Raw genomic sequence first — 13744 nt, forward strand, 5'->3', positions numbered from 1 at the left:
TCAGAAAACGATATCCTATTACAGCCGCTCTAGCAAAACTTGCCGGACTTCCTCATCCGTGAGCACAATCGGATTAGTTTTCATACTGTTCCCGCGGCAATTGGCAATGACTTTGCCGAATCCTGCTTCCTGCAAACCATAATGCGATAATCGGGGTAAGGCGAGTTCTTCTGTCCACTGTGTCAGCAGATCGATTAGGGCATTAAAAGCCGTTTCGGGGTCGATAAAGCGTTTTTCACAGAGAATTTCCGCAACGTGTAAATATTTCGCCAGTGCTTGGTTGTTGGGTTCTCGCGCTAACAGGCTGTGGATGTTGGCCCGGGTAGCGGCGGCGACCAGGGTGCCGCAGACGGCGCCGTGCGGGATCGGATAGAAAGCGCCGAGCGGGGATGCCAGGCCGTGCACCGAACCCAAGCCCACTTGTGCCAGTGTGATGCCGGAGAGCAGTGCGGCGTACGCCATTTTTTCACGCTGGCGCGCCATATCGCCGTGCTGGCGGTAAAGTGGGATCAGCGCGTCACGGGCGGATTGCAGGCCGCTGATTGCCAGTGCATCGGTGAAGGCGTTGGCTTTGATCGACACGTACGATTCCAGCAGTTGCGTTAGCGCATCCATGCCGTTGGCGGCGATCACGCTGGCCGGGCAACTGGCCAGCAAGTCCGGGTCGACGATGGCGTATTCGGCGACCAGTTTGTCGTGGCGGAAGGATTTCTTGAAACCGTTTTCGCCTTGCACGCTGAGCACGGCATTTTTGGTTGCTTCGCTACCGGTACCGGCAGTAGTGGGCACGGCGATGAACGGCACGGCCGGGCCTTGATACGGCAGTTCCGGACCGACGCCCTCGAGATAATCCATCACCGAGCGCCGTACTCGCAATAATCCGGCCACTGCTTTGGCGGCATCGAGCGCACTGCCGCCGCCGATACCGGCTACTGCGGTGAAATCATCACCAGCATGGGCTTTAACGAGTTCGTCGATCAAAGCGGGGGAAGGTTCTTCCGCTACGGTGCAGTGCCGCCAGGTGATGGAACGATGTTCGAGTTGATCGATCAGGAATTGCCAATGCGGGGTATTGATAAAGGAACGCGCACCGGTAACCAGCAGAACGCGCGCGCCATAACTTGCGATAATATCCGGTAGTTTCTGTAAAGCGCCTGCGCCAAATTCGATGCGCGGCAATCGGGCGATGGAAAAAACAGTCATTAGCTGCCCACGATCGGATACAAACCGTCATAAACGATGCCCTTGCGCGGTTCGGCCATCCAATCCGCGACAGTATCGCGCCAAGCCAGATAATGTGCGGTTTCTTTGTGCGCGGCGGCGTCCTGTTGGGTTTTATAAGCTTCGTAAAAGACAAACTGGGCCGGATCGCTGGCGGATTGCAGTATGTCAAACCGCAAATTACCTGGTTCGCGAATCGAATTTTCGTGGTTTAACCGGCAAGCTTCTTTAAATGCCTCCACTTTTTCCGGTTTGACTGAAGCATAGACGATGGTGACATACATGACTCGAGTCCTCAGTGTTGAATGGGTTGTGTATCAATAGCTCGATGATTGATCGAGGCATAAGACGGCGGGTATTTTACTACCAAACTCGATGGTTGCTGCATCCGATCATGGAATGAGAACGGGGAACGGCGCTTAAGAAATTCAACACTGGTTTGACTGATCGTCGCGGGCGCGTGCTTCGATGCGTTCGATGTGAACCAGCGGAACGAACAGCCAGATGGCGGCGGTCGTGCATGTCGAGATGGCTACCAGCCAAGTGTATGCAAACGATCCCTCGCCGAGCGAAGTGTATAACTGCGCCCCGATGTTCTGCGAAGCCAGTGTGCCAAAATTGAAAATTGACATGAGCAGTGCGAAGAAAGTAGCTTCCGCCCGTTTCGGACAGGCGCGCGCGGCAAGATCCAGGAACGCCAAGGTGGTGATCATGTTGGTGACGCCCCAGATCATGTGAATGAACAACGCGGAGGTTTCTCCGCGATAAACCAAGTACGCTAGCAAAGTGATCACCGATAACCCGATCGCGATGTTGATCATACGGCGTAGTGGTATCGTTCTCGACAGCGAGGCATAGATCAGCGCGCCAATGATACTGAAGGTGGAATCGATGGAACTCAGGATACCGATGTACTGCTGGCTAAAGCCTAGCGTATCGGTTTTGTAGTAGAAAAACGCCGGACCGAATGACGGGCTGAAATTAAAGAGAAAAATGAATGCCGCGACCAACCATATCGAACGCTCTCCAAATCCTTCCCGCAGTGCCTTCCAGGTTTCCTTGAATGCTTCAGGTCCTGAATGCACGTGCTTTTTCTCACGCAAGAAGAATATTGCCATGAGCAGTACAGTAAACGGGAATATCGCTGAGACGGCAAAAGCCGTGTGCAGGTCGCGGTGCTCAGCAAAATACCCGCCCAGCAAGCCGACAAAGATGGATGCCGTGGTGATCGCGATCCATTGCACCGACTGAAAAGCGCCGGTCAGTCCATGCAATTTACCATTTTCCACCATTAGCGCATCGCTGAGTACATCGTTATACGCCAGACCGAATCCCATGATCGTATAGAGGATGGCGAGTTCCCAATAATTATACTGCGTGGTCAATGCAGCGACCAAACCCGCTCCGCACGCCAGCGATGAAGTCAGCAGCATATAGCTCTTGCGCCGCTGACCGAAGAGTGGCAGGAAGTCCGAGATCAACCCGTAAAGTGGTTTGATGAACCAGGGAATCGATGCCAAAAGAAAAAAAGCGGCTACATCGTCGGCTTCAAGACCTTGATCTTTGAAGGTGATCGAGATGGTTTGATCGGTCAATGCCGACATGCCTTGCGCGAAGTAAATAATGGCGAACAGAGCGGCAAAACGCCTTGACTCGGTGGTCTTGAACAGAAGCAGGTATTTTGTCCAGACATTCATGTACGTTGAGTTCGGTTTTTATCGTATTGGAATGAAAGGCTTCACGCTTTTTCAGTGCGCTGTAAAAAAGGTAAAAAATACGCAAAGATTGGTTTGCTGAGCATTATAGCTTGGCTATTCCGCTTCCCAACTGAAATTTAGCAGATAAAGACCGGTTAATCTTGAATGGCAAGATGGTATTCTTGATTGATATCATTGTTGAAACGCTCAACTCGCAAAAAAATGACAGCCTATCCACTTCTATTGAAACAGCTTTGGCACACGCCATTGGCGAATGCGCCGCAACAGGAAATTATTTATCGTGATCAAGTGCGCTTGAGTTACCGTCAAGTGTACGCACGTGTTAATCAGCTCGCGGCCGCGCTGGCAGCCGATGGCTTTGAGCAAGGCGATGTAGTCGCCGTGATAGATCACGATAGCCACCGCTATCTGGAATGCTATTTCGCCATTCCGATGTACGGTGCGACCTTAATGACGGTGAACACCAAACTGACTCCGGCGCAGATTGCGTATACCTTGAATCATTCAGGCGCTGCGTTGCTACTGTTGCATGCCGATTTCATCCCGGTGATCGAAACCATACGCGCGGAATTATCCGGCATACGAAAGATTGTCGTTATCGCCGATGGTACAGCGCTGCCGCAAACCGCCGTGCATTTCGAGCGTGAGTACGAATCCTGGTTGGCGGATAAAACGGACACTTTTGATTTTGCCGATTTTGATGAAAATACCCGTGCGACGGTTTTCTATACCACCGGCACGACCGGCGCGCCCAAGGGTGTTTATTACTCGCACCGGCAATTGGTGTTGCATACGCTTGCTGCCGGTATGGCGCTGGCAGCGCCGGCGGCGCATCAGCGTTTGCATGCCGAGGATGTTTACATGCCGCTGACACCGATGTTTCATGTGCATGCCTGGGGTATGCCGTATATTGCCACGCTGCTCGGCATCAAACAGGTTTATCCCGGGCGTTACGCACCCGATCTCTTACTGAAATTGATTCGTGAAGAAAAAGTGACTTGTTCGCATTGCGTGCCAACTTTATTAAAAATGATACTCACGGCGGCACAAGCATCCGCCACAGATCTGCACGGATGGAAAGTCGTCATCGGCGGATCGGCGTTGCCGCACGCGCTGGCCCGGCAAGCGCTGGCAATGGGGGTTGATTGCTTTGCCGGTTACGGTTTATCAGAAACTGCACCCATATTGACGCTGGCGCAATTGACCGGCAACAGCCTGCAAGCTTCCGCGCCGGATGATGCGCTGACAGCAGTGTGCTCCGCCGGGCGTGCGATACCGCTGGTAGAGCTGAGAATCGTTGATAAAACAATGCGGCCGCAACCGCATGACGGACAAAGTAGTGGTGAGATCGTGGCGCGCGCGCCGTGGTTGGCGCAAGGCTATCTCGCTAACCCGGAAGCCAGCGCAGCGCTTTGGCAGGACGGTTATTTGCATACCCAGGATATTGGTGTGATCGATCCGGATGGCTATTTGCACATTACCGATCGTTTAAAAGATATCATTAAAGTGGCTGGTGAATGGGTGTCGTCACTGGAAGTCGAAAATGCCTTATCCTTGGTTGCCGGTGTCAAAGAAGTGGCCGTCATCGGTGTGCCGGATAAACGCTGGGGAGAACGTCCGCTGGCATTGCTGGTCGTGGATCAATCGATTTTCAATGAACCGGCTGTGCATGAGCAAATGCGGCTATCCATCGAACGCGGATTGATTTCAAAACATGCCTTGCTGACGAAATTCAAGCAAGTCGATGCCATCGCCAAAACCAGCGTGGGTAAGGTCGATAAAAAAGTTTTGCGGGCTGAGCACATGAGTGTTGATTGAATAGTGTTGAAGCGGCTGGGCTGGTGTGAGGTGGTCTGAGACCAGAAGCGGCAGCGTTGATTTTGTTTTATCATCTTCGATACCAATTGAATTCTGCGCTTTTGTATCAGTCTAAAAAGTATCTTGCAGCATAACTCGTCAGTGGAGCTTCTATGCGAACTGTTAAACCGATGTATCTGGTCTTTGCACTTGTGATAATCCTGGCAAGCAATTCCGTTTGGGCGCGTAGCGGCGGGCATGTCGGCGGTCATAGCCATGGTCACAGTCATTTAAGTATTGGGCTGGGTTATTACGGACCAGGGTTTTATGGTGGCTACGGCTATGGCGGGTATGGCTTTGGCGGTTACGGGTTTGGTTATCCGTATTACTACCCGCCGATGTACACGTATCCGCAGACGGTGATTGTGCCTACAACACCGCCGGTTTATGTTCAGCAGCAACAGGCTCAGCCAGCGCAACCGGCGCAGCCGCAAACCAATTATTGGTATTATTGCCAAGAGGCGGATGGTTACTATCCTTATGTCAAAACTTGCCCGGGGGGCTGGATGCAGGTAGCGCCGCAACCGCCTGGACAATAACGCGGGGAGCTCAAACATGTTCACATCCAAAAGATTTTCCGTTTTATTGTTGACTGGCATGCTGACCGCCTGTGCCAATATGCCGACAGGTCCGAGCGTATTGACGTTACCCGGCACCGGTAAAAGCTTTGATCAGTTCCGGGCCGATGATTATGAATGCAGAGCCTACGCGTACCAGCAAATCGGCGGCACCACGCCGCAGCAATCAGCGCGTTCCAGCGGTGTGGAAAGCGCGGCGATTGGCACCGGACTCGGCGCTGCTGCGGGGGCTGCTTTAGGTGGCGGACAGGGTGCTGCAATTGGAGCGGGTACGGGGCTTTTGCTCGGTAGCGCAGCCGGGGCAGGCACTGCTTCATCATCCTGGTATGTCAATCAAGACCGGTATGACATCAGCTACATCCAGTGCATGTATGCAAAAGGCCATCGTGTTCCTGTGTCGGGAAATATCACTAACGATCAACCGGTGAGCACCGGCAGTAGCCCCAGAATTGCAACGCCACCGGCAAATTTCACGCCGCCCCCACCTCCGCCGGGTAATCCGCCACCACCGCCACCGCGCTAACCGGATTGCATGTGTGTGACAAGCGATGGCAGGAATGCAGCAAAACCGTTTGTATTATTGGGAGATGCTGATGATTGAACAGCAAAAGATCATTGCACCGGAGAGAGTGGCTTGTGAAGTGTGCTTTAAAGAAATACCGCTATCCGAAGCAACCAGTGTGAAAGCAACCGATTACATCGTGTATTACTGCGGACTTGAGTGCTACGACCAATGGAAAAAACAGAAAGATCAGAAAGAATCACCTGCGTCCGCAGATAAAGATTAAACGATGCACTCTTGCCATCAGGTTTTAGTCAGCGCTTTCAAGTCCAGTGGAAGCGCTTCCCCGAGCCATCTGGAACCCACGGTATGTGCTTCCAGCTCGTTTTCCTGCACGGGATGAATCAGCACGGAAAGACCTTGCCGCATTTCATCCAGGACCGGCGTGATTTTTTCGATCTCGGATGCCGGGATATGGATTTCAAACATCGGTTTGGAATGCGGGCCGACCGGCTTTGCAATCAACCGGCCGACGTAGGTTAACTGTGGAAACGCTTTGGCAATGTTTTCCCGGATAATGGCAGCGCGATCGATTTCATTTTCCAGAAAATAAATATGGCCATGGAATGTTTGCATGATTACCGTCTGTTGATTTTTTCACTGAACATTATTTTATCATCCACTCATTTATTCTGTTTTTACCAGCGCTATCCAGGCGTGGAAGGTTTTTAATGCGGTATTTAACAGGCGCGCCATGCCGTACGACTTCTATGAGCGGAGCTTTATCCGCCAATGCGTCATTGCGGCGGGATGACGTAATCCGCTGTCAGTATCTCCAGCAAGTGCCCATTCGGATCGCGAAAATAAACGCCGCGTCCGTCGTAGTTGTGATTGATGGTCATATCGTCCGCGGTGCCGGGGCCACTGCCGTATGGGATATGCCCGGCTTGCAGTCTTGCGAATATATCGTCGAATTCCTGCTCCGAGACTTTGAACGCGTAGTGCAGGGTGTCAAATTTTTCTTTGTTGTCGAAATCCAGGCATAGTGTGTCATTCACACGCACGACGATGAAATGTGAGAACACACCAACATACTCAAAGCCAAACACCCGGCTATAAAATTTTGCCGATGCGGTTTTATCGAAGCAAGGCACGATAGTGTGGTTCAGGGTAATCGCCATTATCTTCTCCTTTTAAAGTGCCGCTCACGTTCCGCAGAAGGTTTGATAGACCCGCTCCGACGGCGCTGGCGGTGTGCGGTAATGGTAGTATTCCGGCAAGTCGGCAAATGGATTGGCCAGTGCGGCAAGCAGCTGCTGCAATATGGTGTAATCGCCGTGTTCCGAAGCTGCGGACAATGCTTCTTCAACGCGGTGGTTACGTGGTATGACTGCGGGATTATGCGCTTGCATCAACTGCAGCGACATTTCCCGGGAATTGCTCTGGCGCGCGAGCCTCGCTTGCCAGAAGGTGTGCCACGCAACAAATCCGGCATCTTGAAACACCGCGTCTTCGGGTAAGGATTCGGCTGCCAGCGCGCGGAACGTATTGGTGTAATCGGTCTGACGTTCATGCATCCAGGCGAGCAGGGCGGCGATAAGCTCGGCATCCTCGGTTTCTTCAGTGAATAACCCCAGCTTCTTGCGCATTCCATTCAACCATTGCGCTTGGTATATGCGCGGAAAAGCGTGAATGGCTTCTTCCGCCAGCGCCACGGCTTTTTCCGGCACCGGGTCGATGAGCGGCAGCAAAGTTTCGGCAAAACGCGCGAGATTCCACTGCGCCATCACAGGCTGATTACTGAAGCGATAACGGCCGGACCGGTCGATCGAACTGAACACCGTGTGCGGATCGTACGCGTCCATGAAGGCGCAAGGACCGTAATCGATGGTTTCGCCGCTGATGCTCATGTTATCGGTATTCATCACGCCGTGAATGAACCCGACCAACAACCATTTCGCGACCAATGCCGCCTGGCGCTCAATGACCTGATGCAACAACGCCAGATAAGGGTTGTCGGCATCGGCAAGGGCGCGATAGTGGCGTTGGATGACGTAATCAGCCAGTATTTGGATGGCTTTCACATCGCCTTGCCCCGCCGCATATTCAAATGTGCCGACGCGGATATGACTTGAAGCGACACGAGTCAGAATTGCACCGGGCAACACGGTTTCCCGCACCACTGGTTCGCCAGTGGTAACCACGGCAAGACTGCGCGTAGTAGGAATATTCAGCGCATGCATGGCTTCGCTGATAATGTATTCGCGCAGCATCGGCGCCAACGCCGCGCGGCCATCGCCGCGCCGTGAAAACGGTGTCTGGCCGGAGCCTTTGAACTGGATATCGAACCGCTCGCCTGCCGGGGTGAGATGTTCGCCGAGCAATATTGCGCGCCCATCGCCCAACATCGTGAAATGACCAAACTGATGACCGGCATAGGCTTGCGCAACCGGTTGCGCCGTATCCGGCAGTGCATTTCCGGCAAACAGCAAAGCTGCTTGGTCTGCCGTTAATGCACGAAGATTCAGTCCGAGCGATTCGGCCAACGCATGATTCAATAGGACCGTTCGCGGCGCGCGCACCGGCATTGGATGAACCGGTGCGTAAAAATAATCGGGCAAACGGGCATAGCTGTTGTCAAAGCGCCAGCCAACGTTATCATTTGCAGGTTGTGCATTGAATTGCATAGGTTTATTTCGCGTATGTTGGGTTGGAATTCTTGTCATGTGACACTATTGTAAAGGACACCGCCTATCTTGGTATGTTCCTGGTGCAGGGGAGTGATTCAATCGATCCCCTGCCGGGAGCAACAATAATTTATCCAACGGATTTTCCTTGCAGCATGCGGAGGAGTTGTCGGCGATAGGGGTGGTACTGCACTTCAATGGAATGCCGCGGGCGCGCAATGAAGTGCCGTGCCCAGAATGCGCCTTCAGCATCGGCTTGTTCACGCCAGTTGGATGGCAGCTGGATTCTGCCGCTGAGGAATTGACCGATCAGCCGCGCTTGCAGCTCGGCCAGAGTCCAAATGCAACCTTGCGGTTGTATCAAGCCGACAAAAAACAGACTGGGATGACCGGGATGAAAAATGCGCAAATAAAGCGGCACATGGCTGGCGTTTTCCCAATTGATAAAGTCTGTATCAAAGAAGGGAAAGTTGATGGAATAGCCGGTCGCGGCGATGATGACATCGTACTGCGCCGACGCGCCGTCGATAAAGCGGACTGTGTGGTCCGATACATCCTGAATAGCAGGGCGAGGGTGTATTTTGCCATGCCGTATCCTATCGAAGATTACCGAGTTGATGGTCGGATGTGCTTGTGTGGGTGCAAACTTCGGCTCCGGCAATTGATAATCGCGGTAACGTCCGATTTGGATCCGCAGGGAAATTTTTTGCAGGCGGTTCCTTATGCTTTGCGGTATCCATTGAATAGACGCCGCAAAGGTATCGGTCGGTTTTCCCATGACCAGTTTGGGAATAATGTACTGCGGTGTACGCAGGCTGATATCGACCCGCGCGGCATCGCGGCTCGATTCAACCGCGCAATCGCAACCCGAGTTACCGGCGCCGACCACGAGCACCCGCTTATCGTCTAATCCTTGATTGGTTTTAAACTCGTGCGCATGCAGATATGTTCCGGCAAAACGGTCTTTCCATCCGGGATGGCGCGGCTTGGTGTGATGCCCGTTGGCAATGAGCAGGTAATCGAATTCCGCGTGTGTGCCATCGTCTAGAAACAGCCGCCATCGTTCTTGTGCAATTTTTTCCACGCGCAGCACGGCAACATTGAAGCGAATATATTGCTCGAGTTGAAAATGACGGGTGTAAGCCTGGAAATAAGCAAGTATTTGCTGATGACTGGGGTAATCGGGGTAGTCGTCCGGCATCGGAAAGTCACTGAATTGCGACATCGGTTTGCTGGAAATAATGTGCGTTGCCCTACTGATGCTGCTGCGGCCTGGTGTGGTGCTGTATACCCAGTTCCCGCCGATCTGATCGTTCTTATCATAGCACACGATATCGTGCAATCCCGCTTCCACTAAGTGCTTGATCGCGGTTAGACCGGAACAGCCGGCACCGATAATGGCAATGCGCATCTTGTGTATGTTGATTCCGGTAGAAAGCGTTATCGGGCGATGAACGATTCTTTACAGTTCCATGTTCATCCTATCTGTCCTGATAATAGCAGGTTATGGCTGCATCGTTATTATCCGGTCAGTAATGCAGCCGGTAACGAGGTGCGGAGATGCTTATTGCGATAAGCACGATTGGTATTCAGCTGATATTCAGCCCAATGCTCACACAATGGCAACTGAGATACCACGATTGATTATGGTATTGGGTTTTAGAGAAGAGAACGGGCTTAAAAAAATTACGTTACAAAAATAGCTCGTCTGTGTGAATTTTCAGGAGAAATATCATGAGCACTCAACGAATACTTATTCCGCTTGCTTTCGTCGCAATTATTTTTCTAGGCGGTTGTGTGGCCACGCCCTATTACGGAGGAACGGGCTATTATCGAGGCGCGGCATACGGTTACAGCTATCAGCCATCTTATTATGCCGGTCAAGGCTATATGGGCGGCGGGTTCGGATACTCCAATCGCGGACATAGACATAACCATGGCCATATGCATCAAGGCGGCGGATATCGTCCTTTCGCGGGAGAACATAGACATATCGGCGGCGGACATCAACACCATGGCCGGGGACACTGGGGTGGAGGCCACCGAGGCGGCCATCACCGGAGATGAGACGGAAAATGGTGGACTTAATGGTAAATTCGCAGGGATTGCGTTATCCGGTGAAAATTGAATTGACGCAAAACCGCTATGGCGCACCGTGCATCATTTTTTGCAATGTTTTGGTGAGCGCGAACAAAATTAGGGATGCAATCCCGGACAAAATCACGAAGATCATGAAAAACTCGTACAAACCTGCGATTTCAAAGCCTGCAAATACCGGTGCTGCGGGCAATGCCGGATCGGGGTACAAAGCGCTCAGTATTCCTGCGAATTTACTGGCGGCCGCCATGGATGAGAACCATACGCCCATCAATAACGAAGCAAACTTCGCTGGCGCGAGTTTGATCACCATGGCCAAACCAATGGGTGATAAACACAGCTCGCCGATGGTATGCAACAAATACAAACTGAATAACCACATCATGCTGACTTTGATGGCCGGGTCCACGCCTTTGACACCGAATGCGATGACGCAGTAGCCTAACGACAAAAATAACAGCCCTAATGCCTGCTTGGCGGGCGATGAAGGCTCCCGATCGCGCCGCCCCAGGAATGTCCAAATCAGGGCGAATACCGGTGCCAGTATGATAATCAGCACGGCATTGATGGATTGAAAGAAACTGGCGGGAATTTCGGTTCCTAGCAAGTTTCTGTCAGTTTGCTCCTCAGCAAAGAAGGTTAATGACGCACCTGCTTGCTCAAATGCTGCCCAGAAAAAAATCACGAAGAAAGCCAGAATATAAATGACGCCTATTCGTTTCTTCTCAATGGAGCTCAGGGCCTTATCGGCAATGATCGCTGCGGGGCCGATGATCGTGATGGAGAAGATGCTCGACCCGATGATACCCAGATCCATAAGGTAATAAAACATAGCGAATAAAACCAACGCAGCAACCGCCCAAGCCAGTCTTTGAGAAAGCGGCATCGCAGGTGCTTTGGCAGCGTGATTCGTTTGGATTCTTTTCTCTGGGGCCAGCCCGATTCCTGCGCCTTCGGGTGTGACGATGAGTTTGTTTTTGAGCAGCTCGAAAGTGAAAATACTAATGATCATGCCAATACAGGCAGCCAAAAAACCCCATTGGAAATCCGCAGGATTCCCCGTATCGCCCAAGCTGCCGCACACCAGCGGCGCAAGGAATGCGCCAAGGTTGATGCCCATATAGAAAATGGTGAATGCCGCGTCGATACGTTGATCGCCTGCCGGATACAGCTGGCCAACCATAGTGGATATATTCGGCTTAAAAAAACCGTTGCCAAAAATCAGGAATCCCAGACCCAGGAAGAGCATCGGTTGTGCGAAGGCAATGTTGTGGTAATTCGCTGCAGACAGAAACATGCAGAAATGCCCGGCCGCCATCAAGATGCCGCCAACAAGAATGGCCCGTCTGTTACCCCAATAACGATCCGCCATATAACCGCCAATGAGCGGCGTCAGATAAACCAAGCCGGTGTAGTTGCCATAAATCTCGGATGCCAATGCTTTGTCGAGCAGCAAGGCTTTAATCATGAACAATGTGAAGATGGCACGCATGCCGTAGTAGCTGAAACGTTCCCACATTTCAGTGAAAAATAAAAGGTATAGACCTCTGGGATGTCCTGATGAATTCATGCGTTTTTCAATGGATTAACGTTGTCCGGATGCTGCTGGCGGCGCTGTAAGTTTGAGCGGCGAGGCATTATAACCAGCGGAAGAATTAAGTGCGTATTTTGACTTCAGTAGAAGTGTTGTGTCAGTAGAAAGCGGTATCTGTTTTTTTACATGAAAATAGGGGGTTCCCGGTTATATTTTCAGGGGATAAGATCGCAATGTTTCAAAGATGTTGTGATGCGTAGCTGAATTGTTGGAATATGCAGCGAATGCCGAAGTGCATGCAGCGCATATTACTCCCATCGTTTCCAGGCAAAACGGCGTCGCATTGTTATCTAGTGATGGTATACAGGGTAGACGGTGCGATGCCGGCTCTGTATCGGCTGTGCCTATCTTACTGGTTGACCGCTTGTGAACCCGGATAGGCTCCTTTGCTTATCAGTAATCCGCCGCATATTGTTGAGAGAGAAAATTCATGATGATCAAAATGCAAGCGAGGAATACCGTGTAGTATGAAAATTTTTTAGCATCCCTCAAATGATCATCCTTGGAAGGGAATTTGATGTTGTCTACCTTACTGGCATATCTTTTACTAATGTATTCATAGGTTTTCTCGTAGTTAGAGTGCATGTATTGATGGTAAATCATCAATGCAAAAGAAATCACTAACCCAATCCACCCCAAAAGCTCAATCATTGCTTACCCCCGATGTTTTTAATGACTTGCATAGATAATAGAGTCCATCGTATCAATAAAAATTCGATGAATAAAATTTTTTGCGGAAGGGTGGTGAGCAGAACTGGGTCGGCACTATGCGCAGTCTTGAGGGGCATAGGATCCGTTGCACAGTTCTGCTCATAAGGACCCCAGCGCGCCCAAGGAGTTGGGTTAGGAGTAAGAAGAGGCGCACTGGGTTTAAACTCTTCCAGCCATCCGGCTACGCACAACGAAATGCGCTGGCTGGTGCGGTACTGTTCTGAAATGGTGAGTCACCATCTTAATGCAATATTTTTAATTTATCTGTACGTGCGAACGCGTAGGGTTAAGCCCTTATTGATGTTCTGCAAAAGTTTTACATGCACCGTGATTGCTGTTCGCAGTAAACGGCGCAGTAAGAATATGCCCCGGAGGGTACTGAATTTTGCAGCGATAGCAGTACAACAGTGCGCCGGTCTCAGACCTGCAAAGCTGATATGCATAGTATAACCTATGCGTGGAAGTTAACCGGTCCAGCGTGCGGAGGCACTGCGACCTGCATACTGGAAAATAGTGAGGCATTACAACTAAGCCGATGATCTACCGAAGTTGTTTGGAGTTGGAGTTGCCCCCCTTTGAACGGACACATTAAGTTCTGTTTAAAGGAGAGATAAGATGACACAAAACTACAAGCCAGCCTACCCGGCGGAGTTTCGCCAACAGATGGTGTAATTGGTAGCGTTAGGCAAATGTCCGAAGCAATTATCGAAGGAATTTGGTTGCCACTACACTTCGATACAATCATGGTGTCGTACGGCGGGCGTGCCCTATGGATCAAA

Annotated in this window: 13 protein-coding genes; 5 read left to right on the forward strand and 8 right to left on the reverse strand. The window is 51.4% G+C overall.

Going from position 1 to position 13744, the window contains the following annotated elements:
- Positions 1-18: 18 nt before the first annotated feature.
- The 3 genes from BLU57_RS07985 to BLU57_RS07995 form a co-directional block, all read right to left on the reverse strand.
- The gene (locus BLU57_RS07985; RefSeq protein ID WP_090318878.1) at positions 19-1203 is read right to left on the reverse strand and encodes an iron-containing alcohol dehydrogenase; all 1185 of its coding nucleotides are present in this window, start codon (positions 1201-1203) and stop codon (positions 19-21) included.
- Positions 1203-1505 carry an antibiotic biosynthesis monooxygenase gene (locus BLU57_RS07990; RefSeq protein ID WP_090318881.1) on the reverse strand — a complete coding sequence of 101 codons (303 nt, stop codon included), beginning with the start codon at positions 1503-1505 and terminating at the stop codon, positions 1203-1205. Before BLU57_RS07990 ends, BLU57_RS07985 begins: the two co-directional genes overlap by 1 nt.
- Positions 1506-1649: 144 nt before the next feature.
- A complete protein-coding gene (locus BLU57_RS07995) occupies positions 1650-2918 on the reverse strand; it encodes a folate/biopterin family MFS transporter (RefSeq protein WP_090318884.1) in 1269 nt (422 codons plus the stop codon).
- A gap of 222 nt (positions 2919-3140) precedes the next feature.
- Here BLU57_RS07995 and BLU57_RS08000 point away from each other — a divergent pair, with 222 nt between their 5' ends.
- From BLU57_RS08000 to BLU57_RS08015, 4 genes are all read left to right on the forward strand, one after another.
- On the forward strand, positions 3141-4757 hold the full coding sequence (locus BLU57_RS08000; RefSeq protein WP_090318887.1) for a fatty acid--CoA ligase: 1617 nt from the start codon (positions 3141-3143) through the stop codon (positions 4755-4757).
- 152 nt (positions 4758-4909) lie between these two features.
- Complete coding sequence (locus BLU57_RS08005; RefSeq protein ID WP_090318890.1) at positions 4910-5335, forward strand: hypothetical protein; 426 nt, start codon at positions 4910-4912, stop codon at positions 5333-5335.
- A gap of 16 nt (positions 5336-5351) precedes the next feature.
- Entirely contained in the window at positions 5352-5897 is a 546-nt protein-coding gene (locus BLU57_RS08010) for a YMGG-like glycine zipper-containing protein (RefSeq protein ID WP_090318893.1), read from the forward strand.
- Between the two features lie 70 nt (positions 5898-5967).
- Entirely contained in the window at positions 5968-6162 is a 195-nt protein-coding gene (locus BLU57_RS08015; RefSeq protein ID WP_090318946.1) for a DUF3330 domain-containing protein, read from the forward strand.
- A 17-nt stretch (positions 6163-6179) separates the two neighbouring features.
- Here BLU57_RS08015 and BLU57_RS08020 read toward each other — a convergent pair whose 3' ends face one another.
- The 4 genes from BLU57_RS08020 to BLU57_RS08035 form a co-directional block, all read right to left on the reverse strand.
- Positions 6180-6512 (reverse strand): DOPA 4,5-dioxygenase family protein, encoded by a 333-nt coding sequence (locus BLU57_RS08020; protein WP_090318896.1) that lies wholly within the window; start codon positions 6510-6512, stop codon positions 6180-6182.
- A gap of 161 nt (positions 6513-6673) precedes the next feature.
- Positions 6674-7057, reverse strand: coding sequence for a VOC family protein (locus BLU57_RS08025; RefSeq protein WP_090318899.1), 384 nt, complete (start codon positions 7055-7057; stop codon positions 6674-6676).
- A 24-nt stretch (positions 7058-7081) separates the two neighbouring features.
- Positions 7082-8563 (reverse strand): protein adenylyltransferase SelO, encoded by a 1482-nt coding sequence (locus BLU57_RS08030; RefSeq protein WP_090318902.1) that lies wholly within the window; start codon positions 8561-8563, stop codon positions 7082-7084.
- A 130-nt stretch (positions 8564-8693) separates the two neighbouring features.
- Positions 8694-9974: a flavin-containing monooxygenase gene (locus BLU57_RS08035; RefSeq protein WP_090318905.1), complete on the reverse strand. Its 1281-nt coding sequence runs from the start codon at positions 9972-9974 to the stop codon at positions 8694-8696.
- 323 nt (positions 9975-10297) lie between these two features.
- Between BLU57_RS08035 and BLU57_RS08045 the strand changes: the two genes are divergently transcribed.
- Positions 10298-10630 (forward strand): hypothetical protein, encoded by a 333-nt coding sequence (locus BLU57_RS08045; RefSeq protein ID WP_090318911.1) that lies wholly within the window; start codon positions 10298-10300, stop codon positions 10628-10630.
- A gap of 76 nt (positions 10631-10706) precedes the next feature.
- Here the strand turns inward: BLU57_RS08045 and BLU57_RS08050 are convergent, their stop codons facing one another.
- Entirely contained in the window at positions 10707-12230 is a 1524-nt protein-coding gene (locus BLU57_RS08050) for a peptide MFS transporter (protein ID WP_090318914.1), read from the reverse strand.
- Positions 12231-13744 lie beyond the last annotated feature (1514 nt).

It is taken from the genome of Nitrosomonas oligotropha, assembly GCF_900106555.1.
Classification (GTDB): domain Bacteria; phylum Pseudomonadota; class Gammaproteobacteria; order Burkholderiales; family Nitrosomonadaceae; genus Nitrosomonas; species Nitrosomonas oligotropha_A.